Genomic DNA, 26,093 nt, shown 5'->3' with positions numbered 1-26,093 from the left:
TGGGGGCGGTACGGGCGCTGCCCGGCGGTACCGCCGGGCGGAAGGGTGATTTATAGCGTTTCGGGTTTAAAGCACCCTGCCTTAAATCTGAAACATCCGAGCATACCCCTCAATCAGCACATAGCCGATCTCGAAGGCGCATTTCGACAGATACTGTTTCAACGAAAACGCAAACCGCTTTAGCCGACCAGTTCAAGCCCCGAGAAGAAATAGGCAATTTCCTCTTTCGCGGTCTCGGGCGCATCGGAACCATGGACCGAGTTTTCACCAATCGACAGCGCAAATTCCTTGCGGATCGTGCCCTCGGCAGCCTCTGCCGGGTTGGTCGCGCCCATCACTTCGCGGTTCTTAGCAATCGCATCTTCGCCTTCCAGAACCTGCACCACGATCGGCTCGGAGGACATGAATTCGCACAGCTCGTCATAAAACGGGCGTTCCGCATGGACACCATAGAACACACCCGCCTGCGCCTTGGTCAGGTGGATACGCTTGGAGGCGACCACGCGCAGGCCCGCAGCTTCGAATTTGGCGATGATCGCGCCGGTCAGATTGCGTTTGGTGGCGTCGGGTTTGATGATTGAAAAGGTCCGTTCCAGGGCCATGTGTCTTGCTCCAGCTTTACAGGTTGGCGCGCCTCTAACATGGGGCGCGCGCCATGGGAACCCGCCGATTGACATGGGCTCTGGCCTCCGCCACACCACGCCCATGCTGCGCATCTCTGACATATCCTATTCCGTCGCCGGTCGCCCCCTGCTGGAAACGGCCTCTGCCACCATCCCGGCCGGCCATAAGGTTGGCATTGTCGGGCGGAACGGCACCGGGAAAACCACGCTCTTCCGTCTGATCCGGGGGGAGCTGGTGCTGGATGGCGGCGCCATCACCCTGCCAGAGCGGGCCCGCATCGGCGGCGTGGCGCAGGAGGTTCCCTCCTCCGGGACATCGCTGCTGGACACGGTGCTGGAGGCCGATACCGAACGCGCCGTGCTGATGGCCGAGGCGGACACCGCTGAAGAGGCCAGCCGTATCGCCGAGATTCAGACCCGGCTGGCCGATATCGACGCCTGGTCGGCCGAGGCACGGGCCGCCACCATCCTGAAAGGGCTTGGCTTTACAGATGCGGAACAACAGATGCCCTGTTCGGCCTTTTCCGGCGGCTGGCGGATGCGCGTGGCGCTGGCCGGCGTGCTGTTCTCTGCCCCCGATCTGCTGCTGCTGGATGAGCCGACCAACTATCTTGATCTGGAAGGGGCGCTGTGGCTGGAAAGCTATCTGACGAAATACCCCCATACGGTGCTGATCATCAGCCATGACCGGGGGCTGTTGAACCGGGCCGTGGGGCATATTCTGCATCTGGCCGACCGCAAGCTGACCCTTTATGCGGGCGGGTATGACACATTCGCCCGCACCCGCGCCGAAAGACGCGCGGTTCAAGCGGCAGAGGCCAAGAAACAGGAAACCCGCCGCGCCCATCTGCAAAGCTTTGTTGACCGGTTCAAGGCCAAGGCAAGCAAGGCGAAACAGGCGCAATCCCGGGTCAAGATGCTGGAAAAGATGGACACGATCCGCATACCCGAAGATGCGGCGCGGACGGTTTTCACCTTTCCCAAACCCGAAGACCTGTCGCCGCCGATCGTGCAACTGGATGCCGCCGCCGTCGGCTATGACGGCCCGCCGGTTCTGAAGCGGCTGAATCTGCGGATTGATCAGGATGACCGGATCGCCCTTCTGGGCCGGAATGGCGAAGGGAAATCGACCCTTTCCAAGCTGTTGGCCGACAAACTTAAACCAGCCGAGGGGCGCAAGACACAATCCTCCAAACTGCGCGTCGGCTATTTCGCGCAACATCAGGTGGATGAGCTGCATATCGACGAAACGCCCCTGCAGCATATTCAGCGGGACCGCCCCGGCGAGATGCAATCGAAGCTGCGCGCCCGGCTGGCGGGGTTCGGTCTGGGCCCCGATCAGGCAGATACCGAGGTGGCGCGCCTCTCGGGCGGTCAGAAGGCACGCCTGTCGCTGCTGCTGGCGACGCTGGATGCGCCGCATATGCTGATCCTGGATGAGCCGACAAACCATCTGGATATCGAAAGCCGCGAGGCGCTGGTCGAGGCGCTGACCGCCTATTCCGGGGCGGTTATTCTGGTCAGCCATGACATGCATCTGCTCAGCATGGTGGCCGACCGGCTCTGGCTGGTGAAAGATGGCGGCGTGGCGCCCTATGCCGACGATCTGGAAGCCTATCGCCGGTTGCTTCTGCAAGGTGAGGAAAAACCCGCAAAACCCCGGAAATCCAAGGAAAAACGCCCCAGCCATGCACAAATGCAGGACCTGCGCGCCGAGGTAAGGAAATGCGAGGCGCGGGTCGAGAAGCTGAACCAGATGCGCGATAAACTGGCCAGGAAACTGGCGGATCAGAGCCTCTATGAAGACGCCCGCGCCCGCGAATTGGGCACCTGGCAGGAAAAATATGCCGAGGTGATGGAGGCGCTTGACCGGGCCGAGGCCTTGTGGATGGCCGCGCTGGAACGGATCGAAAAAGCCGAAGGGGCAGTGGCATGAAGGTGACCCATGCGCTTTCACTGCGGGGTTATGGTATCGGTCTGAAATTCCGCGCCACTGCGCATCATGCTCCCGCCCGGCAGCCCCGCCGGGCAGCGCCCACCCCTCGGTCCGGGCTCTGCCCTCTGCGCAATGCATATGCGTTGCGGAATTTTGGGTCGGGACTTTAGACCATGGATCTGGCCACCGCCATCCCCGCCTTTGTGGCGCTTTTCGTGATCATCGACCCGATCGGACTGGCACCGCTTTTCGTTGCCCTGACCCAGGGCATGACCAGCCGGATGCGGCGCGGCATTGCCATCCGCGCCTGTCTGGTGGCGCTGGCGCTGCTGACGCTTTTCGGCGTTGCGGGGGAAACGGTGCTGGCCTTTCTGGGCATCTCGATGCCCGCCTTCCGCATGGCGGGCGGCATTCTGCTGTTCCTGACCGCGCTGGATATGCTGTTTGAACGCCGCGCGCCGCGCCGTCAGGGCCAGGCCGAAACCGCCCATGCGGAAGACCCGTCGGTCTTTCCGCTTGCCATCCCGCTGATTGCAGGGCCCGGGTCGATCACCACGATGATCCTGCTGGCCGGGCAACCCGGGGGCGATATGCTGCAAATCGTGATGATCCACGGGGTCATGGCGCTTGTTCTGCTTTGTGTGTTCATCCTCTGCCTGCTGGCCAGCCCGCTGGAACGTCTGCTTGGCCCTGTGGGGATCAATGTGGTCACCCGTATTCTTGGCATGCTTCTGGCGGCCCTGTCGGTGCAGTTCGTCATCGACGGGTTGCGGGATTTGCAGGTGATCTGATCCGCAAAGCCCCTATATGAAAGCGGGAATGGAGGCCATTTCATGGACGGCGATCAGATCGCAAGACTGCTTTATCTGGGGCTTTTCGGCATCGTGATCGGAGGTTACTTTCTGGTCGCGAACCGGCGCCGGATGGGCAGGGTTGTGCAGCAGGCCGCGATCTGGCTGTTCATTTTCCTTGGCGCGATTGTGGCCGTGGCCCTGTGGCAGGATATCCGCAGCACGGTTCTGCCCCGGCAATCCACGGCGATGGATGGCGGCGTGATCACCGTGCCGCGCGCGCCTGACGGGCATTACTACCTGACCCTGCAGATCAACGAGGCCCCGGTGCGGTTCGTGGTCGATACCGGGGCGTCCGACATGGTGCTGACCCAGCAGGACGCGGTCAGCGCAGGCGTGGATATGGACCGGTTGATCTTTTCCGGCCGGGCGATGACCGCCAACGGGCTGGTGGAAACCGCGCCCGTGCGTCTGGACCGGGTTGGTCTTGGCGGCGTGACCGAGATCAATATACCCGCCGTGGTGAATGCCGGACAGATGGCTGAAAGCCTGTTGGGCATGGCCTATCTGCACCGGTTCGAGCGGATCGAGATCACCGACGGGCAATTGGTTCTGACCCGCTGAAACGGTGTTATTCGGGTGAGGGGCTTTGCGCCTTCATCTGCCACGATCCCCCTTCTTCCGACCAGTATTGCGCGGCACAGCCTGCAGTGGTCAGGGTCTTCCACTGCTCCCGCGCCTGTTGCACCGCGCCGGGGTCATGCCCGTCAAAAAGCACGCAGACCCGGTCAAGACTGTCCACCTCCCCGGCGCTGATCGCGGCGCCTTCGACGCTTATCAGGCAGGTTGCGCCATTGGGCAGGGCCGTCCGGGTTGTCAGCAGAACCGGCTGATCGGCGTCATGCGCGCCACCCGCCTTGCCATGGGGCAGAAACCCGTCTTCGGGCCGCAGCCAAAGCAGATCGTCCAGCCGGTCCATCATCGCCTCTGACTGCGCGCGCACGGCCACCCGCCAGCCTGCCCCGCGCGCCTTGCCCGCAAGGCTGGTCAGCGTGACCTCCAAAGGCCGCCGGGTCAGATGGTAGAAATAGGCCGCCCCCACCGGTCAGCTTTCGTAATTGTCGCGGATCAGGCGATCAAGCGCCAAAACACCCCAGCCCGTCGCGCCTTTCGGGGCCAGCACCCGGTCTGATTTGGAGGCGGCAACACCGGCAATATCCAGATGAATCCACGGGATTTCGTCTTTCACGAACCGCTGCAGGAACTGCGCCGCGGTGATCGCCCCCGCAGGCCTGCCGCCGATATTCTGCATATCCGCAACAGGAGACTTCAGCAACTTGTCATATCCCGCCCCAAGCGGCATGCGCCAGGCGCCTTCGCCTTCCGCCCTTGCCGCTTTCAGGAACGCGTTGCAGAACACGTCTTCATTCGAAAACACACCGGCATTTTCATGGCCCAGCCCCACAACAATCGCCCCGGTCAGGGTCGCCAGATCGACCATGCCGGAGGGGGCGAACCGATCCTGCGCGTACCACATCACATCGGCCAGAACCAAACGCCCCTCCGCATCGGTGTTGATGACTTCGATCGTGTCGCCTTTCATCGAGGTGACCACATCCCCCGGGCGCTGTGCGTTGGAGCCGGGCATGTTTTCCACCAACCCCACAAGCCCCACCACATTCGCCTTGGCCTTGCGCAGCGCCAGCGTGCGCATCACGCCCGACACAACACCGGCCCCGCCCATATCCATGGTCATGTCTTCCATGCCCGCCGCCGGTTTCAGGCTGATCCCGCCGGTGTCGAAGACCACGCCTTTGCCGACCAGCGCCAGCGGCGCCTCCTTCTCACCGCCATTCCAGGTCATCACCACAACTTTCGAGGGCGCATCGCTGCCCTGCCCCACCCCCAGAAGCGCGCCCATACCCAGTTTCGCAAGTTCCTTTTCTTCCAGAACCTCGACCTCAAGCCCCAGATCCCGCATATCGGACAGACGGGCGGCGAAATCCTCGGTGGTCAGGATATTGGCCGGTGCATTCACAAGATCACGGGTGAAGAACACGCCATCGGCCAGGGCCATCGCAGGTTTGGCCGCAGCGCTGACCTCGTCAGATCTGCTGCACATGATGGTGGCCGCCCCCTGCGCAGGCTGATCTGCAGTTTTATGCGCGGTAAAGCTGTAGGCCCGCAGCGCCAGCCCCAAAGCCATCTGGTCGATCCGGGTGATGTTGCCCGCCGTGACCAGAAGCGGATCATCGCCTTTGAATTTCGCAAGGCTTGCGCCGGCTTTCCGGGCCATCTCGACCGAGGGGCGACGCGGCAGTTTCACAACCAGAAGCGCATTGGCCAGAAGCCCGGCGGGAAAGCCCATGGTAAAGCCTTCGCCCTCTTTCACCTTGCCCCATCTGTCTGACTCCAACAGCCGCGCCACCGCGCCTTTGGTCAACCGGTTGACCCGACGGGTGCCGATGTCAATCTTGCCGTCCCCGGTGGCGAAGACGGCGATCTTGCCTTCGAAATCGCGCGGGGCATCAAGGGCGGTTTCAACAAAGGAAATGGCAATTGGAGTGGTCATGGGCATCCTCATAAAAATCGTGATCTGACCCAGCTTAGGCGCGGGCGCGGGGGATGACCAGATGATGCTGTTATCGCGGCGGTGATTGCAGTAAAACATCATCAAAGAGCATGTAAGAAAGACCAAAAAGGGGACAGGCAGTGGGGCGGTATGACCGGTATATCCTGTCACAGCTTCTGGTGTTGTTCGGGTTTTTCAGCCTGGTTCTGATCTCTGTCGACTGGATCAACCGCGCGGTGGATCTGTTCGACTCACTGATCGCGGATGGCCAGAATCTGGCTGTATTTCTTGAGTTTACCGCGCTCAGCCTGCCTTCAATCATGTTGAGCGTGCTGCCGATCTCGGCTTTTGTGGCCACATTATACATCTTCAACCGGATGATTTCGGAAAGCGAGCTGGTGGTTCTGCAAACCTCTGGAATGGGGGCCATCCGCCTGCTGCGGCCGGTTCTGGCCTTCGGGTTGGTTCTGACGATTCTGATCAGTATCCTGGCCCATGTTCTGGCCCCCGCCGCGCGCAACGAGTTCAATGAGCGCAGCATTGATGTCAGCCAGGACCTGACCGGTCGGTTGCTGCGCGAGGGCGAATTCATTCACCCCACCGCAGGTCTGGTCGTCTATATCCGCGAGATCACCGAACTGGGCGAATTCCGCGATGTCTTCATGCAGGACCGATCCGCCCCCGAAGCCGAAACAACCTATGTGGCCCGCCAGGCGCTTCTGGTGCGGGGCGAGAACGGGCCCCGCCTGGTGATGTTTGACGGGATGGCCCAGACCCTGGCCCTTGCCGATCAACGTCTGTCGATCGTGGAATTCGATGATTTCACCTATGATATTGCGGCTTTGACCGCCGCCCCGGAGGTCCGGCATTTCGCCGCCGCGGAACTGTCGACACCGGTTCTGCTGCGCGCAGAGCCCGGTTTTGCCGCGGAACAGGGGCTGACACGACGTGTCATGCAGGTGGAGGGGCATTCCCGGATCGCACGGGCGCTGTTTGTGCTGCTGGTGCCGGTGATCGCGGCCGCAACACTGATGCTGGGCACATTCTCGCGCTTTGGGGTCTGGCCGCAAATTCTGTTGGCGATCGGCCTGATCATTCCGCTGCAGGTGACATGGAATGCCGCCGAAGCCGCAGCCCTCAGCAGTGACGGGCTGATCCCGCTGATCTATGCACAGCCGGCACTGGCGGTTCTGATCACCGCAGGGCTGGTCTATTGCGACATGCGGGCCCGGCGGCCCCGTCGGCAGGTGGCCGCATGATCCTGCATATCTATATCGCCCGGCGCTTCCTGCGATCCTTTGCCATCGTGATCGGGGTTTTCATTTCGATCCTCCTGCCGATTGATCTGGCCGAGCAACTCAGCAAGATCGGCCGTCCCGAGGCGGGTCTGAGTGCGGCGTTCGAACTGGCGCTGCTGAACCTTCCGGGCACGCTTTACGAGATGCTGCCGCTGTTCATCATGCTGGCCACATTGTTTCTGTTTCTGGGCCTCGCGCGCACCTCGGAACTGGTTGTCGTGCGCGCCGCCGGACGCTCGGCCCTGCGCAGCACCATGTCGCCGGTTCTGGTGGCGGTGTTGCTGGGGATACTGGGGGTTCTGGTGGTCAACCCGATTGTGGCCGCGACCGAACGGCAATATCTGCAAAGCATTTCCCGGTTCCAGACGGGTGAGGCCCGCACCCTGTCGGTCAGCGCCGAAGGCCTGTGGCTGCGTCAGGGCACCGAGGCGCAGCAAACGGTGATCCGTGCGGATCACTCGAACGCCGATGGCACGGCCCTCAGACATGCCAGCTTTTTTGTCTTTGACGATCAGGGCAGCCTGCAACAGCGCATTGATGCAGGCGCAGCCCGGCTGGAACTGGGGGCCTGGGCGCTGGAGGATGTGAAAATCTGGCCATTGGCAGGCAGTCCCAACCCCGAGGCCGAGGCCGAAACCATGGCCAGCCACAGCCTGCCCTCAACCCTGACCCGGGAACAGATTCGCGACAGTTTCGGCAGCCCGACCACGGTGCCGATCTACGAGTTGCCGCAGTTTATCCAACAGTTGAACAGGGCCGGTTTCACAGCGCTGCCGCATCGGGTCTGGATGCAGATGGAGTTGAGCAACCCGCTGATGATGGCGGCAATGGTGCTGATTGCTGCCGGGTTCACCATGCGCCATATACGGTTCGGGAAAACCGGCATTATGGTGCTGTCGGCGATTCTGCTTGGCTTCGGCGTGTTTTTCATTCGCAGTTTTGCGCAGGTTCTGGGCGAAACCGGGCAATTGCCCATTGTGGTCGTCGCCTGGACCCCGCCCCTGGCGGCCATCTTTCTGGCCCTCGGGCTTTTGCTGCATACGGAGGATGGATGACACTGTTTCGCTTCCTTCTCTGCTGCGCATGGGCATTTGTGGCCAGCCTGGGCTGGGGGCCTGCAGGCGCGCAACAGATCGACCCGGCACCGGCCACCCTGATCGCCGATCGTATTGATTTCGAGGGCGGCAGCCAGGTGGTCGAGGCCACAGGCAGCGTCGAAGTCTTCTATCAGAGCCATCGGTTGCGGGCGCAATCCGTGCGCTATGACGGGGTCAGTGACACACTGGTTGTGCAAGGTCCGCTCAGCCTGACAGAGGCCAATGGGCGCACCGTATTTTTCGCTGAGTTCGGAGAACTGTCTGCTGATTTGCAAACCGGGGTCCTGCAATCCGCACGGCTGGTGCTTGACCGGGAATTGCAGATCGCGGCGACCGAAATCAACCGGTCCGGCGGGCGGTATACGCAACTCTACCAGACGGTTGCATCATCCTGTGAGATCTGCGCCGAGAACCCGACCCCGATATGGGAAATCCGCGCCCGGCGTATCGTGCATGACCAGTTGGAACGCCAACTGTATTTCGAGCATGCACAGTTTCGCGCCCTGGGTGTGCCGATTGCCTATCTTCCGCGCCTGCGCATGCCCGACCCGACAGTGGAACGCGCCACCGGGTTTCTGACCCCCACGATCACCAGCAGCAACCTGATCGGCACCGGCATCCGTATGCCCTATTTCATTGTTCTCGGCGATCACGCTGACCTGACCCTGACCCCCTTTCTGACTCTGAATGAAACTCAGACCCTCGGCGCCCGGTATCGGCAGGCTTTCCGCAACGGGTTTATCGAGGTCAATGGCGCCCTAAGCTGGGATGACCTGACCGATGACACGCAACGCGGCTATCTTTTCGCCAACGGCTCGTTTGATCTGCCCCGCGACTTCCAGCTTAGTTTCGCTTTGCAAAGCGTGTCGGACCGGGATTATCTGCTGACCTACGGGTTTCCCGGGGGGGACCGGCTGAAAAGCAACCTGATCTTCAGCCGGGCGCGGCGGGACGAATATATCGAGGGGGGGCTGACATATTTCTCCTCCCTACGGGACGCTGATGACAACCGCACCCTGCCCAATCGCGCTCTGGATGCGGAATATACCCGACGCTACACGCCCCGGGGTATTGGCGGCATCGCCTCGCTCAGCTTTTCCACCCACACCCATTACCGGCTCGACAGCAGCGATATGACCGGACGCGATGTCAGCCGTATCACAGCCAATGCCGACTGGCGCCGTGACTGGGTGTTGCCAGCCGGGGTTCTGCTGGCGGTCGAAACCGAAGTTTATGCCGATTATTACAATATCCAACAGGATAGCAGCTTTCCCGGCACCGAAACCCGCTTTGCGCCTTTTGCAGCCGTGGAACTGCGCTGGCCCTGGGCCATGACAAGCGCACGCGGGGTCACCCATCTGGTTGAACCCACCGTGCAACTGGCCTGGAGCGATGATGGCAATGCCCTGATCCCCAATGAAGACAGCGCCGTGGTCGAATTTGATGAAGCCAACCTGTTTTCGCTCAACCGGTTCCCGGGCAATGATGCACGCGAAAACGGTCGGCGCCTGAATATCGGGGTGACCTATACGCGGACCGATCCGCTTGGCTGGTCACTGGGGGTGACAGTCGGCCGGATCTATCGCTACGATGGTTTTGTGCCATTTACCCAAGGTTCAGGTCTTGATGGCCGCCAGTCAGACTGGTTGCTGGCCACCTATCTGGGCCTAGGCCAGAATCTCAGCGTCATGAACCGGACGCTGTTCGACGATGATCTGGAATTTACCTCGAATGAACTGGCCCTGGCCTGGGCGGGTGAGGCGCATAACGTGAGTTCCAGCTTTATCTGGCTGCGGGCCGACCCGGCCGAAGGACGCCCCCGGGACATGGCGGAATTGACCATGGATGTCAGCTATGATTTTGACAATGCCTGGGCCGCGCAGGCTGACTGGCGTTATGATTTTGTGGCCAATGAATCCACCCGGGCCAATCTGGCGCTGACCTATGCAACGGAATGTGTGGATGTGGAGTTTTCCCTCTCGCGCCGCTTTACCTCCTCGGCTACGTTGGAACCGGCGACCGAATTTGGTCTGTCGGTCGCATTGAACGGATTTGGCGCAACGCGGAACGGGCGCCGCTATGATCGCAGTTGCCGCAGATAGGCCGCGCGCAAAAGGATAACGGATAAGACACGATGAGCATGCGAACAAAACAGATTTCCCGCCATCGCCGGATCGCAAAAGCCGTAACCGGTGCCGTTATGTTGACACTTGGGGTCGGCTTTCTGCCCGCAGCGGCGCAGCAAACCCCGTTCGCCGCCGCGATTACCGTCAACAATCAGGCTGTGACCTATTACGAGATCGAACAGCGCCGCCGGTTTATGGAATTGCTGAACGCACCCGGCAATCTGGATGAGCTGGCCCGCGACGTTCTGGTTGATGAGCGGTTGCAGCTGGAGGCCGGCAGACGGGCGGGCCTTGACGCGTCGCCCGAAGAGATTGAAGCCGGAATGGTGGAATTTGCCGCGCGCGCCAACCTGGAACCTGAACAGTTCATTCAGGCGATCACCAATGAAGGTGTTGATGTCGAAACCTTCCGTGATTTTGTATCTGCCGGTGTGATCTGGCGCGATGTGCTGCGGTCCCGGTTTGGCGCACGCGCGCAGGTCACCGAGGAAGAAATCGACCGCGCGCTGACGCTCAGCGCCAGCGAAGGCGGTGCCCGGATTCTGCTGGCCGAGCTGATCATTCCAGTGACGCCGGAAAACAATGACGAGGTGCGCCAGCGCATTCAGGGGCTTTCGGACTCTCTGGATGGCGATATCGGGGCGTTTTCTGCGGCGGCGCGGCGCCTGTCAGCGGCACAGACCGCCCGCACCGGCGGCTCGCTTGGCTGGCGCCCGCTTTCTGCGCTGCCGCCGCAACTGCGCAGTATCCTGCTGACACTGAACCCCGGGGATGTGACGGAACCTGTGCCGCTTGGCCCCGCCATTGCGATCTTCCAGCTCAGAGGGTTCGAAGAGACCGGGTTTGTCACCCCGGTTGTCACGGCAGTGGAATATGCCACCATAGTGATCCCCGGCGTCCAGAGCGGGACCGCCCGGGCCCGGGCCAGGGCGTTGAGCGACGAACTTGACACATGTGATGATCTTTATGGTGTCCGTCCCGACGGGTTCACCCGGGATACGCTGCTGATCGAGGATGTCCCGGCGGATATCTCGGTAGAGCTGGCACGGCTGGATGAAAACGAAATCTCAATCGGCCTGACCCGCCAGAACGGCGATGTGCTGATGATGCTGATGCTTTGCGGGCGATCCACGGAATTGCCCGAAGGCGGTCGTGAAGAAGTACGGCAGGCGCTGTTTGCACAACGGCTGGAAAGCTATGCCAGCGGCTATCTGGCGGAACTCCGGGCGGATGCGATCATCACGGAAACCGAATGAACACGGCCCCCATCGCGCTGAGCTGTGGGGAACCTGCGGGAATAGGGCCCGAGATTGCGGCCAAGGCCCGGGCCGCGCTTGGCCCCCGCCTGCCCTTCTTCGTGATCGGGGACCCGGCGCATATGGCCGGATATGGCCTGCCCGTTGAACCGATCCAAAGCCCCGGTGACGCGCTTGATATCCCGGGCGATGCGCTGCCGGTTCTGGCCCATGACTTCCCCGCCCCCGCCACACCCGGCAGGCCGGAGCCCGCCAATGCGCAGGCGGTGATCGACGTGATCGCCCGGGGCGTCGATCTGGTGAGGCGGAGCGAAGCATCAGCGCTGTGCACCGGCCCGATCCATAAGAAGGCTCTGAAAGACGGGGCCGGGTTTGCCCATCCGGGCCATACGGAATATCTGGCCCATCTGGCGGGCGTGCCCCGGGTGGTGATGATGCTGGCCTGCGATGCATTGCGGGTTGTGCCCGCCACCATCCATATCCCCCTGGCCGGGGTGCCGGCGGCGCTGGATCAAGCGCTGTTGATGGAGACATTGCGGATCACCGAGGCCGCCCTGCGCCGGGATTTCGGGGTTGCAGCGCCGCGCCTTGCGGTGGCCGGGCTGAACCCCCATGCGGGCGAAGGCGGCGCCATGGGTCACGAAGAGATTGCGCTGATCACACCGGTGATCGCGGCGCTGAAGGCCGAAGGCATGGCCCTCACCGGGCCCCATTCCGCCGATACCATGTTCCATGACGCAGCCCGCGCGCGCTATGACGCCGCGATCTGCATGTATCATGATCAGGCGCTGATCCCGATCAAGACGCTGGATTTCTCGGGCGGGGTGAATGTGACCCTTGGCCTGCCCTTCATCCGCACCTCGCCCGATCATGGCACCGCGTTTGACATCGCGGGCAGTGGCAAGGCCGATCCCACCAGTCTGATAGCGGCCCTGAAAATGGCCGGGCAGATGGTGCGCGCCCGGGGCGCGTCTTGAGCGGGATTGATCCCCTGCCGCCCCTGCGTGAGGTGATTGCCAGCCATGGGTTGAGCGCGCGGAAATCTCTGGGTCAGAACTTTCTGCTGGATCTGAACCTGACCGCCAAGATCGCACGGTCAGCCGGCGCGCTGGACGGCTGCGATGTGCTGGAGGTCGGCCCCGGCCCCGGCGGGCTGACACGCGGATTGCTGGCCCAGGGCGCCAGGCGCGTGGTGGCGGTGGAAAAAGACGCCCGCTGCCTGCCCGCGCTTGCAGAGATCGCAGCGGCCTATCCCGGCAGGCTGGACGTGTTGAATGCAGATGCCCTGACGCTTGACTGGGCCACGCATCTGACACCGCCGGTCAGGATTATCGCCAATCTGCCCTATAATGTGGGCACCGAATTGCTGGTCCGATGGCTGACACCGCCGGTCTGGCCACCGCTTTGGCAAAGCCTGACATTGATGTTCCAGCGCGAGGTGGCCGAGCGGATCGTGGCCCGCCCCGGCGGCAAGGCCTATGGTCGGCTTGCGGTTCTGGCCCAGTGGCGGACCGAGGCGCGGATTGTGATGACCCTGCCACCCGGCGCCTTTACCCCGCCGCCCAAGGTCAGCTCTGCCGTGGTGCATCTGGCCGCCCTGCCCCGACCCCGCTTTGCCGCAGACCCCGATATCCTGCAACGGGTGGTGGCCAAGGCCTTCAACCAGCGCCGCAAAATGCTGCGCGCCGCGTTGAAAGGGTTGATGCCTGATATCGAGGACCGGCTTGTGGCGGCGGGCCTGACCCCCACCGACCGGGCCGAGCAGGTTCCGGTTGAGGGGTTTTGCGCCCTGGCCCGGGAAATCGCAAAGGGCTGAGGCCGCCGGGCAGCGTCTGATCCGCCCCAACGGGGCGCGCGCACTTCTCCCCTCCCCTCGGTTCGGGCAATGCCCCCCGAAGAATGCGTATTTTTGCAGAATTCTGGTCTGGCGCCTTGTTACTCCGCCGCTTCCTGCGGGTTATCCGGCTTGGGATCGTCGGATGATGCCTCAGGCGCGGGGCTTTGCACCTCTTCCTTACGCGGGCGCCGGTTGCGGCTGCGTTTGGGTTTCGGCGCGGTTTCCGGTGTTTCAACCAATCCGCTATCGGCTTCGGGGGCCGGGTCGATCACATCGCCAAAGCTGGTCACGGGCTGCGCGCCATCGCGAGGCGTCCGGTCTTCGGACTGGGGCTGCCGGGCCTCGGCCTGGGGCGCGCGGGCCTCGCCATGCGGCGCGGCGGCATTCTCATCCTGACGCGGCTGGTTCTGCTGTCGCTGATCGCGCTGCTGGTTGTTGTTCTGATTGTTCTGGTTCTGTTGCGCTTGCTGGGCCTCCTGCGCCTCGCGCTTGGCCTCCATCTCGCGCTGCGCTTCGCTGAGCATGCGGGTGTAATGTTCTGCGTGCTGCTGGAAATTTTCCAACGCCACCCGATCATTGCCAAGCTGGGCATCGCGGGCAAGCTGATTGTATTTGTCGATAATCTGCTGCGGCGTGCCGCGCACCTTACCTTCGGGCCCCGAGCTGTCAAATACCCGGTTGACGATATTGCCAACGGAACGATTTCTGTTCCCCTTGGACCGCGAGCGGTTCTTCGATGATCTCATTGGTTGTCTGTTCCAGTGTTCCTGGTGGAGTTTCTGCGGCTCGGCCCCATGCCGATGCCATAAACTGCCTTGGTCGAATAAAGTGACCTGTTTCTGTGGCAAAACCACGGGCGATTGAGAAAGCCAATCTGCGTCCGCTGGGTAGGGAGTAACCATGCAATCGACGCTAAAACAAGGCTAAAATGACGCGAATGTGTAGTTTTTTGCCGGATCGGGGCGATTTTACACGTTTACGCGGGCTGACATCGCCCTCAGCCACGCCGCCCCGACACAACCCGGGGCTTGTCATTGATATCGGCATGAATGGTGATCCCGTCAAGCCCGGCAGCCTGAAAGAGATCCCGAACCGCCGCGCCCTGGGTCCAGCCAATCTCAACCATCAGCCGCCCGCCTTTGGCCAGATAATCCGGTGCGGCGGCCGCAATCGCCCGATAGGCAGACAGACCGTCGCCCTGATCGGTCAGGGCCATCTGCGGCTCATACCGGCGCAGTTCGGGGGCCAGTGCCGCCATCTCGGACGCCGCGATATAAGGCGGGTTGGACACGATCAGGTCAAACCGCCCGTCCACCGCCGCAAGCCAGTCGGACCGGATCAGCGTGACCCGGTCCGTCAGACCAAATGCACCGGCATTCCCTGCCGCCACATCCAGCGCCCTGGCGGACAGATCAGTGCCTGTTCCGGTCACATCAGGGCGTTCGGCCAGCAAGCTCAACACAATGCAGCCCGTTCCGGTGCCCAGGTCCAGCACGTTTGCAAAAGGCCCGGACAGGGCCAGGTCGACCAGGGTTTCGGTTTCCGGCCGCGGGTCCAGCACATCACCTGTGACCTGAAACCAGCGCCCGTAAAACCAGCGCCCGCCAAGGATATGGCTGACCGGTTCCCGGGCCATGCGCCGGGACAGGGCCCTGTCATATCTGGCCCCGGCATCCGCATCCAACGGGTCACGCAGATGCAGGATCACCCGATCGGCCGACACCTTCAAGGCCGCCGCCATCAGCCAGCGGGCATCCTGCGCGGCGCCGTCAATCCCGGCGGCGGCAAGCTGATCGCGGCCTGCGGTCAACGCCTCCTGAACCGTCGTCACCCGTCCATCTCCGCAAGCATGCGGGCCTGATCATCCTCAACCAGCGCGTCGATCACCTCATCCAGATCGCCCTGCATCACCTGATCAAGCTTATAGAGCGTCAGGTTGATCCGGTGATCGGTCATCCGCCCCTGCGGAAAATTATAGGTGCGGATACGTTCGCTGCGATCGCCCGAGCCGACCTGCGCCCTGCGGTCAGCGGCGCGTTCATCCGCGACCCGCTGGCGCTCCTGATCGTAAAGCCGGGCGCGTAGGACCGACATGGCGATCTCGCGGTTGCGATGCTGGGATTTCTCGGAACTCGTCACCACGATGCCCGAAGGAATATGGGTGATCCGCACGGCGGAATCGGTGGTGTTCACATGCTGCCCGCCCGCCCCGCTGGCACGCATCGTATCAATGCGGATGTCGCCTGCGGGAATGTCGATATCGACCTCTTCCGCCTCGGGCAGCACCGCCACGGTTGCCGCAGATGTATGGATACGACCGCCGGATTCGGTACTCGGCACGCGCTGCACCCGATGGACCCCGGATTCGTATTTCAGCCGGGCAAAGACGCCTTCGCCCGAGACATGGCCGATCACCTCCCTGATCCCGCCCAACTCGGTCAGGGATTGTTCGATGATCTCCAGTTTCCAGCCATGGATCTCGGCATAACGTTCATACATGCGCAACAGATCGGCGGCAAAAAGCGCGGCCTCATCCCCGCCGGTGCCCGGGCGGATTTCGATCATCGCAGGCCGGGCATCGGCGGCATCCCGCGGCAAGAGTGCAATCCGCAGGGCCTGTTCCGCATCGGGTAAAGAGGCACGCAATCCCGGCAGTTCCTCCTCGGCCAGCGCCTTCATCTCAGGGTCCGACAGCATCGCTTCGGCCTCGGCCAGCTCAGTTTGCAATTTCTGATAGGCGGCAATCTGTTCCGCCACCGGTTTCAGCTCTGCATATTCACGGCTGATCGCGGCGATCTCACCGGCCTCGGGCCCGGCATTCAGGCGCGCTTCGAGAAACTCGAACCGGTCTTTGATCTGGTGCAGGCGGTCGGTGGGCAGCATCCGCGCGGTGTCGCTTGGACGTGGCGAAACGTCAAGGGGTGAGTGCCGCCAGCCAGCGATTGACGCGTCGCTCATTCACGCCCATATCCGAATACCCAAAGCGCGACCGGCAGAAGATATCCACCGCCACCCGCCCGCCGCCCATATCGCGGACACGGATCGAAATCGCATCAGGATACCCCATCAGCCGGGTCCGCTGCACATAGGTCATATGCCCCTCGGCCACACTGCCGGCGATCAGGCGGGCGCCGTCCCCGCGCGCGATCACATCCAGCATTGCGGCAAGACCATCAACAGTGCCGTCGAATATCGGGGCTTCGTCTCCGCGCATGAGCACGAAATTCGGTGTCTCCGGCGATGTGACCTCTGCCGGGTCCAGATGCCAGATTTCAGGCGGCATCGGCGCCAGACGCATGAAAACTGTCGTCACGACCGCAAGGGTAACAAGAATCGTGAAGCTGATCAGGATATAGCGCATGGAAACTCCGGGAAGCTGGCGGGCAAATGTGATGAAAACCCCGGCCACGTCAAGAGCTTAACCACGCGGGACGGCAGGTATCTAAAGATGGAAACGCCTTACCCTCCCTCCCGAAACCCGGCGCCCGCCGCACTCCAAGGATGCCTCCGGCGGGCGTATTTAAGACAAGAAGAAGCCCATGGGAGCAGACCCTTTCTTCTTGTCTCAAATACGCCGGGGTTTGGGGCCGTGCCCCAATGCCCGAAGGGCCGGATAATCCCCTTGCGCCGCAGGCGCGCCGTTTAATGGTTGTCGCGGGGCAGCACCCGGGCGATCCGCTGATAGGCGGTTGCAAGCTCCAGACAGCCGCCTTGCGCAAGTTGTCCCACATGGGCGCGATACAGCTCCTGCCAGGGGGTCTGGTGTTCCAAATCCGGCGGGGTCCAGGCGTCACGACGGGCCTGCCAGTCCGCCTCCGGGATCGTGCAGTTGAGCGTGCCCGCCTGCAGATCCAGGCGCACCGGATCGCCGGTCTGCAGCAGCGCCAGACCGCCGCCCACCACCGCCTCGGGCGAGGCATTGAGGATCGAGGGGGATTCAGACGTGCCCGACTGGCGGCCATCGCCAACCGTGGGCAGATGGCGGATACCGGCCTGTATCAACGTATCAGGGGGCTGCATATTCACCACCTCCGCCGAGCCGGGATAGCCGACACAGCCCACATTGCGGATGAAGAGCATACAGGTCTCATCAATCTCCAGCGCGCTGTCATTCAGCCGGTCATGGTAATCTTCCGGCCCTTCAAACACCACGGCGCGGGCCTCGAACACCCCGTCTTTCAGGAACCGCGCCTGAAAATCCTCCGAGATGACGGATGTCTTCATCAGGGCGCTGTCGAACAGATTGCCCGAAAGCACAAGAAACCCGGCCTTTTCCCGCAGCGGGTCACCGACCGGGCGGATCACATCGCGGTCAAGACTGCGCGCACCGGCCAGCGCGTCCCCCACCGGCTTGCCACTGGCGGTCATGGCATCGCCATGCAGATGCCCCTCGGCCAGAAGCTCCCCCATCACGGCGGGCACACCGCCCGCGCGATAGAAACTTTCGCCCAGATAGATGCCCGAAGGCTGCATATTGACCAGCAAGGGCAAGGCGTGGCCGATCGCCTCCCAATCCGTCACATCAAGGGGCACACCCGCATGGCGGGCGATGGCCTGCAAATGCGGCGGCGCATTGGTCGACCCGCCAATCGCCGTATTCACCCGGATCGCGTTTTCAAACGCGGCACGGGTCAGAATATCGGATGGTTTCAGGTCTTCCCTGACCATCTCAACCGCCCGGCGCCCGGTGGCAAAGGCCATCTCCATCCGCTCCCGGAACGGGGCCGGAATGGCGGAAGACCCGGGCAGGGTCATTCCAAGCGCCTCGGCCAGCGCGTTCATGGTTGAAGCCGTGCCCATGGTGTTGCAATGGCCAAGCGAGGGCGCCGAGGCACAGGCCCGGTCCATGAATTCATCATAATCTATCCTGCCCTCGGCCAGCAGGCGCCGGGATTCCCAGATGATCGTGCCGGACCCGGCCCGTTCGCCCTGCCACCAGCCATCCAGCATCGGGCCGCCATTCAGCACAATCGCCGGCAGATCAACCGTGGCCGCCCCCATCAGTTGCGCCGGTGTGGTCTTGTCGCAGCCTGTGGTCAGCACCACACCGTCAATCGGATAGCCATGCAGAACCTCCACCAGGCTCAGATAGGCGAGATTCCGGTCCAGCGCAGCGGTGGGGCGTTTGCCGGTTTCCTGTATCGGATGGACGGGAAATTCCATCGGGATGCCGCCGCCGTCGCGAATGCCCGCCTTGATCCGGTCCATCAGGAACACATGGATCTTGTTGCAGGGGGCGAGGTCAGACCCGGTATTCGCGATCCCGATGATCGGCCGGCCCGATTGCAACTCCTCCCGCGTGAAGGCCTGGTTCTGATAGCGTTCAAGATAAAGCGCCGTCATTCCCGGATTGTTGGGATTGTCGAACCACTCCTGGCTGCGATAGCGGCGGTTTGCGCGGGTGTCAGACATCAGTATGTTCCATATATTGAAACCAAGGACCGTATTTTGAGACTCTTGGTTCTATCCTCCCGATCCGGCCAGCAACAGCGGTTTTTCATCTATGGCTCTGCGGCTTTGCTCTGATGGGTATTTTGCCTGTCTCAGGCCCCCATCGCCTTGACGATGCTGAGCGCCCGGATATTCAGCGGCATATCCGGGATCAGCCGGGATGCAGGATATTGGCCATCAGCCGGAAGGCGCCGGGCACCAGATGGGCCATCTGATGGTGCAGGATCAGCGCCACATGGGCATGGCGGCCCTGCCCGATCTCTGCCGACAGCAACCCGCCTTTCAGGGGGGGTCGCCCGGGTCGGACATGGCCAGAAGCGGGGTATAGGCCGGGTCCCAGGATTTGGCGAAATACAGCCCGCGCTCTTTATGCCAGCCCTGCCAATCCCCGGGGCCGATCGGGTTCGGCCCGGTCAGGATCGGGTGGTCGGGGGCCAGATGGGTCACCTCTGCCGTCTCATCGGTCACCCGCCAGCGCAGCGAGGGCTGGCCGATCTCAAGCCGCGCGGGCGGTGTGGTCTCCGGGCTCCAGTTGTCCCATGGCCGGTGATAAAGCGTGACCAGATTGCCCCCTGCCCTGACCCAGCCCTGCAGCGCTGGTATCAGCGGCAACAGCGCCGGGCGGAACCGCATCGCAAAGACACCGATCAGAACCGTATCGAAACCGGCAAACGGATCGACCGAGGACAGAGCTGCATCATCCAGCACGGTCACGTCACATCCGATTGCGGCCAGCCATGTCGCCGCCTGATCATTGCCCGCCCCGATATAGGCGATCCTGGCCTGTGGCAGGGCAATTGTGGTGACCCGCAAGGTCAGCATGGCAGGGGTGCTGCGCAATCTTGGCGCGATATGATCCCTGGTGAAGACCCGCAGGTTTTGCGCCGCTGTCCCATCCAGCAGAAGCGGCAGATGGTACAGCCCTTCGGCCACATCGCCCGGCGGGGTCAAGGTGACATGGGCGCCGGACCAGTCCTGTTGCCAGCCCCCGGGCAGGTCGAAACCGGCTGTGCCGCCCGATATGTCCGAGACCGTCAGCGCGATCTCGCGGCCCGGCCCGGCCAGATTGAGGATGGCATCGCTTTGCGACAGGCGCGCACGGGTGGCAGGCGCAATCAAGGGCGGTGTTTCAAACGGGATATGAGAGGTCGCGGCCACCCCTTCGGCGGTGATGGTCACCGCCAGCGCGGGCGCACGCGGGGCAAGCGGGTCATACATGTCGGGATAAGGGTCCGAGGCCGGGGCGGTTTCGGCCACGCGCAGGGTTCCGGCGGAAACCGCCATCTCATCTGGCAGCGTGAACCCGATCCGGGCAGTGCCGAAATCGGGTATGCGCTGCTCGACCGTCAGCGCGGTTTCCTCCCCCGGGATCAGCAGGGTCTTTGCTGCCCGGGCGCGGGCATCGGGATGGGCACAAAACCGGATCACCCGGGCCAGTTGCGCCTGTTTCCGCGTGATCCGGTGGGCATGATCCGGGTCGACATGCACCGCTGGCAGGGCGGCGAAGGCCCGTGTTGCGGCATTCAGCATTCCGGCCCGATCCGGGAAAGCCGCGATCGCCTCTGCAATCGCCGCCTGCGCCGGGCCAAGCGCCGGGTCGATATCCTGCAGATCACCGGGCAGATTGTCGGTGACAGCCCCCCTGTCCGCCCCCACACGGGACCGCGCCAGATGCAGCGGCCAGTCGGTTTCGGTGCCGGATTGCACCCAATGGCCCATGCCCTGCGTGCGGTGAAAGGCGCGCGATTGCTGCCCGATCCGCGCATGGCTGACCCCGAGAACCGGGTCGCTGCCCCGGCCCGCCACCACAACCGTTGCGGGGGGTGGCGGTACTTCGTCATCATAGGCGCCGCCCGCCCCGGACCAGGCCGGAAGATACAGTTTCGCCACCTGCCAGACCGGCAGATCACAGCCGTCAAACCCGGGATCGGCGGCCAGCTCCATCACCTCATGGGCCGCCGCGGTCATCGCCCGGTGATGGCCGTGCTGCCCCGGAATATCCAGAAATGTGGGGCACAGGATATCGGGCCGTTCCATCCGCACGATCCCGACAAAGCGCTGTAGGGTCCGGTCACGGCCCCAGTGGCCCATGGTCTCCTCACCGGATTTCGAGAACCCGAAATCGGTGATCGTATCCTCGGGGCTTTGGCCCAGCCAGTAAAGCCGCATGTCCAGCATATCGGCGGCACGCTCCATCTCGGCGGTGCGGATTGTGCCGAGGTCAAACCCGGCCTCTGTGCCGATGTCATTCTGCCCGCCCTCGCCCCGGTTGGCGCAGGCATAGGACAGGTTCACCCCGTCGCGCAGGCCAAGCGTGGCCAGCATCCCCGATATCTCATCATCGGGATGGGCGCCGGTATTCATGAACCCCACGACCGAGCGCAAAGGCTGCAACGCGCGCCAGATGCGGGCGATCAGGGGGGTTGCGGCCTCGGCCGTGATGCGGATTTGGTCTGATGTCGGCATGAGTGGCCTTTACGAGGTCAGCGCGAGACTGGGGGTGAGGGTCTGGTTGATCACAAGGGCGGCGGCGCCAAGCGTGGCGGTCATCCGGCCTGCCGTCCCTGCCAGCAGGCGCGGGCGCAGGCGGTCCGCCCGGTTCGCAACCGAGGCGGCGGGCAGATCAATCGTATCGGTCAGATGTTCCAGCAATGCTGCGGGAAGGGCCCCGCCCAGGATCACCGCTTCGGGATCGCAAAGGTTTTCCACAATCTGCACCGCATGGGCCAGGGCCGGGCGCGCCTCTTCGACCCAGGCCATCAGGGCGGGGTGACGCGCGGCAAACAGCCGGTCCAGATCGGCCACGGTTTCGGCGGCCTCGCCCGATCCGCGCAGGGCAGCGGTCAGGGCCATACGGCTGGCGATTTCTTCCAGCGGTTTCAGGCCATCCTTGCAAGGCGCCGGGATATGGCCGATCTCGCCCGCATTTCCGAAGGCGCCGCGAAACAGGGTGCCTCCCGAAACAAGGCCAAGGCCGATCCCGGTGCCGAAATAAAAGAACGCGTAAGACGACAGACCGGCGGCCACGCCTGACACCCGTTCGGCCATCGCCGCCGCATTGGCATCATTTTCGACGGTCACCGGCAAATCCAGCATCTCGGCAAACAGCGCCTGTGCGTTGATCCCGTCCCAGCCCGGCAATTCGGTCAGATATCCCGACAATCCGGTTGCACCGAATGGCCCCGGCATCACAACCCCGGCCCCCAACACCCGCGCCCGGGCGGTGCCGCTTTCGCTTAAGGCTTTGCCCAGCAACCGGGCCACAAGCGGTTTCACATGGGCCGGATCGGTCCGCGACATCGCCACGCGATCCGTATAAAGCGCACGCCCGTCCAGGTCGATCAGGGCGCACAGCACCGCATCGGGCCGCAATTCGATGCCGAAAGCGGCGGCCGCAGTCCCCTCAATCGCATAGGTCACCGCCGGAAGCCCGCGCCCGCCTGAGCGGTGCCCCGCCTTATAGAGCCAACCCTCGGCCACCAGTTCGGCGATGATATTGCTGACCGCCTGGGTGCTGAGACCCGAAGCGCGCGCAATCTCGGCCCGGCCCGAAGCCCCGGCACGGCGCACATGGCCCAGAACCAGCCCGCGATTATAGGCGCGGCTGCGTTCGGCATTGGACCCGGGAGGCAGAAGAGAGAGACTCATAGCACAGGGGATTAACTCAACTTGCTTGATAGCTCAATTGGTTTGACTTAATTCTGATTTCACCCCGCATCCGAATCGCGGGTTCGGTGCAGGCCCGGTTCAGGCCCTGTGCACGCCGACAACAACAGGGAGTTTCCAGAGATGTTTTCCGACCTTCGGACCACACTTGCAGCAACCGCCATATCCGGTGCCACACTATGCGCCACGGTCCCCGCCATGGCAGATGTCGAAATTGAATACTGGCAGTATTTCTTCGACGCGCGGGTCACCGCGATGGAGCAGCTGATCGAGAATTTCGAAGCCGCCCATCCCGATATCACCGTCACCATGACCCATTTCCCCTATGCCAATTACCGCACCCAGGTCGCCGCCGCGATCCCGGCGGGCGAAGGCCCGGATGTGGTGCAGCTGTTTTACGGCTGGCTGAATGATTACGTCGAGGCCGAGCTGATCCAGCCGCTGCCGACAGATGTGTTCCCCGCCGCAGAGATTGAGGCAGAATTTTTCCCGATGGTTTCGGCGATGGAGCAGGATGGCCAGTATTGGGCCCTGCCCACCGCCGTCCGCTCGCTTGCGCTGTTTTACAACCAGCGCCTGTTTGATGCCGCCGGGATCGAGGCGCCGCCCGAAACCCTTGACGAGCTGGTCGAGATTGCCGCCACCCTCACCGAACGGGACGGGGCGGGCAATATCACCCAGGAAGGTCTGACCAGCGGGATGACCGCGCAGGATCATCACTGGTTCCGCGAGGTTCTGGTGCGTCAGTTCGGTGGTGCGCCCTATAGCGATGACAACCGGACGGTGACCTATGATGACGATGCGGGCCGTGCCGCCCTGGCGTTCTATACCGGGCTTGAGCAGGAGCATGGGGTCACCCAGACCGGGTTCATGGATGAGCCGCAGGCCGCGTTCCGCGCCGGACGTGCGGGCATGCATATCGACGGGTCGTTCCGCATTGGTGCGCTGAACGATACGCGCGGGCTGAACTGGGGCGTGGCCGAACTGCCCGCCGGGCCTGATGGCACACGGTCGAACTATTCCTCCTACTGGGTGAACGCGATCACCAGCCATTCGGAGGGAGAGAAATACGACGCGGCGGTTCTGTTCATGGATTACATCACCTCGCCCGAGGCGATGCAGATCTGGCTGGAAGTTGTGGGCGAGCTGCCCGCACGTCAGGCCGTGGGCATGACCGATGAAAATGCCAATGACCCGATCTATGGCCCGTTCATCCGTGGCCTTGCCTATGCCCATACGACACAATTCGCCGATGAAAGTGCGCAACGGCAATTGATGGTGGAAATGGTCGAAAGGGTTCAGCTGGAAGGCGCATCTGTCGCCGACAGCCTGGCCACGGCAACCCAAGCCGAACAGACGCTGCTTGACGATTATTACGGCGACTGAGCACATTTTCGGGCAGGCCGGTCCGGTTCCGGCCTGCCCTTTGCCTTTTCTTCTGATGATGCGGAGGCCGCAAACCCGTGGCAGATCTTTCCCGATCCGATGACACCCCCCCGGAACGCGGCTGGTTTTCCGCCCGATGGCACCGGCTGAGCATCCGCCAGAAACAGGTGGTCTGGGCCTGGGCGTTTCTGGCGATCCCCATCGTGTTTTACGTGGTCGTCCGGTTTTACCCCACGGCCAATGCCTTTGTGCTGAGCTTTCAGGAATGGAATTTGCTGGGCGCCCGCACCTGGGTCGGGTTCGAGAATTATATCGACCTGTGGAATGATCCGGTGTTCTGGACCGTCTTTGCCAACACCTTTGAGTATCTGATTATCGGCACGCCGATCAGCCTGGTGATCTCGTTCATCATTGCCTATCATCTGGACAAGGTCCGGTTCATGCATGGCACGATCCGGGCGCTGTATTTCCTGCCTTTCATGACATCCGCCGTTGCCATGGCCTGGGTCTGGCGCTGGTTCTATCAGCCGGTTCCGATCGGGGTTTTCAACAATATGCTGGCGCAGATAGGCATCCCGCAGATTGCCTTTCTGCAATCCACGGCCATCGCCCTGCCTGCGGTTCTGGCCCCGGCGGTCTGGGCCGGGCTTGGCTTTCAGATCATCATCTTCATGGCCGGGCTGCGTGCGATCCCGCCCACTTATTACGAGGCCGCCCGGGTCGATGGCGTGTCCAACTGGACGATGCTTTGGGAAATCACCCTGCCGCTTCTGAAACCCACCATCGTGTTTCTGGTGGTGTTTTCCTCGATCGGGTTTCTGCGGATTTTCGACCATGTGTTCAACATGACCACAAACAATCCCGGCGGGCCGCTGAACTCCACCAAACCGCTGGTGCTGATGATCTATGAAACAGCCTTCGGCGGGCGCAGCCAGATGGGGGCGGCGGCGGCGCAGACGGTTGTGCTTTTCGTCATCCTGCTGATCGTCAGTCTGGTGCAGCTTCGTATTCTGAGGGATCGCTGATGGCCGTCGCAGAAGATATTCAGGTCAAACCCTCGTCAGAGACGCTGCTGCGCACGGGCCAGCCGAAGCCGCCCCGTGATTTCGGCCAGATCATCCGCTGGACACTGTTGTTCCTTGGCGGTCTGCTGATGGTGATGCCGCTGGCCTATATGATCTCGACCTCGCTGAAATATTCCTTCGAGATCTATGATCTGAACCTGATCCCGCAGGAACCGACGATCGAGAACTACACCTATGTTCTGGAAGACGGGCGGTTCTATAACTGGTTTTTCAACTCGCTGATCATCGCCACGCTGACCACGATTTCGACGCTGATCTTTGACAGTCTGGTGGGCTATGTCCTGTGCAAGTTCAAATTCCGCGGGCGCTATCTGGTGTTTATCGCGATCCTGTCGACCCTGATGATCCCCACCGAAATGCTGGTGATCCCCTGGTATCTGATGAGCCAGAGCCTCGGCTGGCTTGACACCTATTGGGGCATCATGTTCCCCGGGCTGATGACCGCCTTTGGCGTGTTCCTGATGAAGCAGTTCTTTGAAACCGTGCCCGATGATTTTCTGGAGGCCGCCCGGATCGACGGGCTGAACGAGCTGCAAATCTGGTGGTCGGTGGCGATGCCGCTGGTCAAACCGGCACTGGCGGCCTTGGCAATTTTCGTGTTCCTGGGCAACTGGACGGCCTTTATCTGGCCGCTGATCGTCACCACGGACACAGCGCTTTATACCCTGCCCGTCGGCCTGTCCTCGTTCGGGGATGAGGTGGATGTGGCCTGGGAGCTGATCATGACCGGGGCGGCGATTTCCACCCTGCCGACACTGGTGGTGTTCCTGATCTTCCAGCGTTTCATCATTCGCGGCGTGGTCATGGCAGGGCTGAAGGGGTGAGCGGCGGTTCGGCAAAGCCGATGAAAGGTCCAGCGGACCTTTCAAGCCGCGAACGGGCGGAGCCCCGGGGATGGCATCTCTCGGGCCGCGAACGGGGATGGCACCCCGCGCCTTTGGCCTGTTCCCTAAAGCTGCAAAACCAAGG

General features: G+C 62.5%; 23 protein-coding genes. 12 read left to right on the top strand and 11 right to left on the bottom strand.

Translation table 11 applies throughout. From position 1 onward, the window contains the following. Nucleotides 1–179: 179 nt before the first annotated feature. Nucleotides 180–602, bottom strand: coding sequence for a nucleoside-diphosphate kinase (gene ndk, locus E2K80_RS03895; RefSeq protein ID WP_135372960.1), 423 nt, complete (start codon nucleotides 600–602; stop codon nucleotides 180–182). Nucleotides 603–705: 103 nt separating this feature from the next. Between ndk and E2K80_RS03890 the strand changes: the two genes are divergently transcribed. The 3 genes from E2K80_RS03890 to E2K80_RS03880 all read left to right on the top strand — a co-directional run bounded on the left by E2K80_RS03890 (nucleotide 706) and on the right by E2K80_RS03880 (nucleotide 3,974). After that, nucleotides 706–2,559, top strand: coding sequence for an ABC-F family ATP-binding cassette domain-containing protein (locus E2K80_RS03890; protein WP_135376466.1), 1,854 nt, complete (start codon nucleotides 706–708; stop codon nucleotides 2,557–2,559). A 173-nt stretch (nucleotides 2,560–2,732) separates the two neighbouring features. Then, nucleotides 2,733–3,350, top strand: coding sequence for a MarC family protein (locus E2K80_RS03885; protein WP_135372958.1), 618 nt, complete (start codon nucleotides 2,733–2,735; stop codon nucleotides 3,348–3,350). A gap of 42 nt (nucleotides 3,351–3,392) precedes the next feature. Then, nucleotides 3,393–3,974, top strand: coding sequence for a retropepsin-like aspartic protease family protein (locus E2K80_RS03880; protein WP_135372956.1), 582 nt, complete (start codon nucleotides 3,393–3,395; stop codon nucleotides 3,972–3,974). Nucleotides 3,975–3,981: 7 nt separating this feature from the next. On the opposite strand, the gene E2K80_RS03875 is transcribed toward E2K80_RS03880, so the two are convergent. Then, the gene (locus E2K80_RS03875) at nucleotides 3,982–4,452 is read right to left on the bottom strand and encodes a DNA polymerase III subunit chi (RefSeq protein WP_135372954.1); all 471 of its coding nucleotides are present in this window, start codon (nucleotides 4,450–4,452) and stop codon (nucleotides 3,982–3,984) included. Between the two features lie 3 nt (nucleotides 4,453–4,455). Continuing rightward, nucleotides 4,456–5,922 carry a leucyl aminopeptidase gene (locus E2K80_RS03870; RefSeq protein WP_135372952.1) on the bottom strand — a complete coding sequence of 489 codons (1,467 nt, stop codon included), beginning with the start codon at nucleotides 5,920–5,922 and terminating at the stop codon, nucleotides 4,456–4,458. Nucleotides 5,923–6,062: 140 nt separating this feature from the next. Here E2K80_RS03870 and lptF point away from each other — a divergent pair, with 140 nt between their 5' ends. From lptF to rsmA, 6 genes are read left to right on the top strand one after another with little or no spacing between them, the layout of a single operon-like run. Beyond that, a complete protein-coding gene (lptF, locus tag E2K80_RS03865; RefSeq protein WP_135372950.1) occupies nucleotides 6,063–7,181 on the top strand; it encodes an LPS export ABC transporter permease LptF in 1,119 nt (372 codons plus the stop codon). Further along, complete coding sequence (lptG, locus tag E2K80_RS03860) at nucleotides 7,178–8,275, top strand: LPS export ABC transporter permease LptG (protein ID WP_135372948.1); 1,098 nt, start codon at nucleotides 7,178–7,180, stop codon at nucleotides 8,273–8,275. The genes lptF and lptG overlap by 4 nt, the downstream gene beginning before the upstream one ends. Then, nucleotides 8,272–10,419, top strand: a complete 2,148-nt coding sequence (locus E2K80_RS03855; protein WP_135372946.1) for an LPS-assembly protein LptD — start codon at nucleotides 8,272–8,274, stop codon at nucleotides 10,417–10,419. The genes lptG and E2K80_RS03855 overlap by 4 nt, the downstream gene beginning before the upstream one ends. A 32-nt stretch (nucleotides 10,420–10,451) precedes the next feature. Beyond that, entirely contained in the window at nucleotides 10,452–11,699 is a 1,248-nt protein-coding gene (locus E2K80_RS03850) for a peptidylprolyl isomerase (protein WP_238475649.1), read from the top strand. Then, entirely contained in the window at nucleotides 11,696–12,676 is a 981-nt protein-coding gene (gene pdxA / locus E2K80_RS03845; protein ID WP_135372944.1) for a 4-hydroxythreonine-4-phosphate dehydrogenase PdxA, read from the top strand. Before E2K80_RS03850 ends, pdxA begins: the two co-directional genes overlap by 4 nt. Further along, nucleotides 12,673–13,515, top strand: coding sequence for a 16S rRNA (adenine(1518)-N(6)/adenine(1519)-N(6))-dimethyltransferase RsmA (rsmA, locus tag E2K80_RS03840; RefSeq protein WP_135372942.1), 843 nt, complete (start codon nucleotides 12,673–12,675; stop codon nucleotides 13,513–13,515). The genes pdxA and rsmA overlap by 4 nt, the downstream gene beginning before the upstream one ends. Nucleotides 13,516–13,634: 119 nt before the next feature. Here rsmA and E2K80_RS03835 read toward each other — a convergent pair whose 3' ends face one another. From E2K80_RS03835 to E2K80_RS03805, 8 genes are all read right to left on the bottom strand, one after another. Beyond that, nucleotides 13,635–14,282, bottom strand: coding sequence for a DUF4167 domain-containing protein (locus tag E2K80_RS03835; RefSeq protein ID WP_135372940.1), 648 nt, complete (start codon nucleotides 14,280–14,282; stop codon nucleotides 13,635–13,637). 251 nt (nucleotides 14,283–14,533) lie between these two features. After that, nucleotides 14,534–15,367 carry a peptide chain release factor N(5)-glutamine methyltransferase gene (prmC, locus tag E2K80_RS03830; protein WP_135372938.1) on the bottom strand — a complete coding sequence of 278 codons (834 nt, stop codon included), beginning with the start codon at nucleotides 15,365–15,367 and terminating at the stop codon, nucleotides 14,534–14,536. Next, nucleotides 15,364–16,419, bottom strand: coding sequence for a peptide chain release factor 1 (prfA, locus tag E2K80_RS03825; RefSeq protein WP_135376464.1), 1,056 nt, complete (start codon nucleotides 16,417–16,419; stop codon nucleotides 15,364–15,366). The genes prmC and prfA overlap by 4 nt, the downstream gene beginning before the upstream one ends. A gap of 31 nt (nucleotides 16,420–16,450) precedes the next feature. Continuing rightward, a complete protein-coding gene (locus E2K80_RS03820; RefSeq protein ID WP_135372936.1) occupies nucleotides 16,451–16,897 on the bottom strand; it encodes a DUF1499 domain-containing protein in 447 nt (148 codons plus the stop codon). A gap of 281 nt (nucleotides 16,898–17,178) precedes the next feature. Then, nucleotides 17,179–18,948, bottom strand: coding sequence for an IlvD/Edd family dehydratase (locus tag E2K80_RS03815; protein ID WP_135372934.1), 1,770 nt, complete (start codon nucleotides 18,946–18,948; stop codon nucleotides 17,179–17,181). Between the two features lie 190 nt (nucleotides 18,949–19,138). Beyond that, the gene (locus tag E2K80_RS19750) at nucleotides 19,139–19,261 is read right to left on the bottom strand and encodes a hypothetical protein (protein WP_274379247.1); all 123 of its coding nucleotides are present in this window, start codon (nucleotides 19,259–19,261) and stop codon (nucleotides 19,139–19,141) included. Nucleotides 19,262–19,269: 8 nt separating this feature from the next. Next, nucleotides 19,270–21,453, bottom strand: coding sequence for a PIG-L family deacetylase (locus E2K80_RS03810; protein WP_238475648.1), 2,184 nt, complete (start codon nucleotides 21,451–21,453; stop codon nucleotides 19,270–19,272). A 9-nt stretch (nucleotides 21,454–21,462) separates the two neighbouring features. Further along, the gene (locus E2K80_RS03805) at nucleotides 21,463–22,635 is read right to left on the bottom strand and encodes an ROK family transcriptional regulator (RefSeq protein WP_135372932.1); all 1,173 of its coding nucleotides are present in this window, start codon (nucleotides 22,633–22,635) and stop codon (nucleotides 21,463–21,465) included. Nucleotides 22,636–22,776: 141 nt separating this feature from the next. On the opposite strand from E2K80_RS03805, the gene E2K80_RS03800 reads away from it, so the two are divergent. The 3 genes from E2K80_RS03800 to E2K80_RS03790 all read left to right on the top strand — a co-directional run bounded on the left by E2K80_RS03800 (nucleotide 22,777) and on the right by E2K80_RS03790 (nucleotide 25,948). Continuing rightward, the gene (locus E2K80_RS03800; protein WP_210405423.1) at nucleotides 22,777–24,039 is read left to right on the top strand and encodes an extracellular solute-binding protein; all 1,263 of its coding nucleotides are present in this window, start codon (nucleotides 22,777–22,779) and stop codon (nucleotides 24,037–24,039) included. Nucleotides 24,040–24,116: 77 nt separating this feature from the next. Next, nucleotides 24,117–25,064 (top strand): carbohydrate ABC transporter permease, encoded by a 948-nt coding sequence (locus tag E2K80_RS03795; RefSeq protein ID WP_135372930.1) that lies wholly within the window; start codon nucleotides 24,117–24,119, stop codon nucleotides 25,062–25,064. Continuing rightward, nucleotides 25,064–25,948 carry a carbohydrate ABC transporter permease gene (locus E2K80_RS03790; RefSeq protein WP_135372928.1) on the top strand — a complete coding sequence of 295 codons (885 nt, stop codon included), beginning with the start codon at nucleotides 25,064–25,066 and terminating at the stop codon, nucleotides 25,946–25,948. Before E2K80_RS03795 ends, E2K80_RS03790 begins: the two co-directional genes overlap by 1 nt. Nucleotides 25,949–26,093: the final 145 nt, after the last annotated feature.

The organism is Rhodophyticola sp. CCM32, assembly GCF_004751985.1.
Classification (GTDB): Bacteria; Pseudomonadota; Alphaproteobacteria; order Rhodobacterales; family Rhodobacteraceae; genus Rhodophyticola.
This window is presented reverse-complemented; position numbering and strand designations above follow the sequence as displayed.

Excerpts from the sequence above, each read along its gene's own strand:
- ndk (WP_135372960.1), bottom strand. The coding sequence starts at position 602 with ATGGCCCTGGAACGGACCTTTTCAATCATCAAACCCGACGCCACCAAA.
- E2K80_RS03890 (WP_135376466.1), top strand. The coding sequence starts at position 706 with ATGCTGCGCATCTCTGACATATCCTATTCCGTCGCCGGTCGCCCCCTG.
- E2K80_RS03885 (WP_135372958.1), top strand. The coding sequence starts at position 2,733 with ATGGATCTGGCCACCGCCATCCCCGCCTTTGTGGCGCTTTTCGTGATC.
- E2K80_RS03880 (WP_135372956.1), top strand. The coding sequence starts at position 3,393 with ATGGACGGCGATCAGATCGCAAGACTGCTTTATCTGGGGCTTTTCGGC.
- E2K80_RS03870 (WP_135372952.1), bottom strand. The coding sequence starts at position 5,922 with ATGACCACTCCAATTGCCATTTCCTTTGTTGAAACCGCCCTTGATGCC.
- lptG (WP_135372948.1), top strand. The coding sequence starts at position 7,178 with ATGATCCTGCATATCTATATCGCCCGGCGCTTCCTGCGATCCTTTGCC.
- E2K80_RS03855 (WP_135372946.1), top strand. The coding sequence starts at position 8,272 with ATGACACTGTTTCGCTTCCTTCTCTGCTGCGCATGGGCATTTGTGGCC.
- E2K80_RS03850 (WP_238475649.1), top strand. The coding sequence starts at position 10,452 with ATGAGCATGCGAACAAAACAGATTTCCCGCCATCGCCGGATCGCAAAA.
- pdxA (WP_135372944.1), top strand. The coding sequence starts at position 11,696 with ATGAACACGGCCCCCATCGCGCTGAGCTGTGGGGAACCTGCGGGAATA.
- E2K80_RS03835 (WP_135372940.1), bottom strand. The coding sequence starts at position 14,282 with ATGAGATCATCGAAGAACCGCTCGCGGTCCAAGGGGAACAGAAATCGT.
- prfA (WP_135376464.1), bottom strand. The coding sequence starts at position 16,419 with ATGCTGCCCACCGACCGCCTGCACCAGATCAAAGACCGGTTCGAGTTT.
- E2K80_RS03820 (WP_135372936.1), bottom strand. The coding sequence starts at position 16,897 with ATGCGCTATATCCTGATCAGCTTCACGATTCTTGTTACCCTTGCGGTC.
- E2K80_RS03815 (WP_135372934.1), bottom strand. The coding sequence starts at position 18,948 with ATGTCTGACACCCGCGCAAACCGCCGCTATCGCAGCCAGGAGTGGTTC.
- E2K80_RS03810 (WP_238475648.1), bottom strand. The coding sequence starts at position 21,453 with ATGCCGACATCAGACCAAATCCGCATCACGGCCGAGGCCGCAACCCCC.
- E2K80_RS03805 (WP_135372932.1), bottom strand. The coding sequence starts at position 22,635 with ATGAGTCTCTCTCTTCTGCCTCCCGGGTCCAATGCCGAACGCAGCCGC.
- E2K80_RS03800 (WP_210405423.1), top strand. The coding sequence starts at position 22,777 with ATGTTTTCCGACCTTCGGACCACACTTGCAGCAACCGCCATATCCGGT.
- E2K80_RS03790 (WP_135372928.1), top strand. The coding sequence starts at position 25,064 with ATGGCCGTCGCAGAAGATATTCAGGTCAAACCCTCGTCAGAGACGCTG.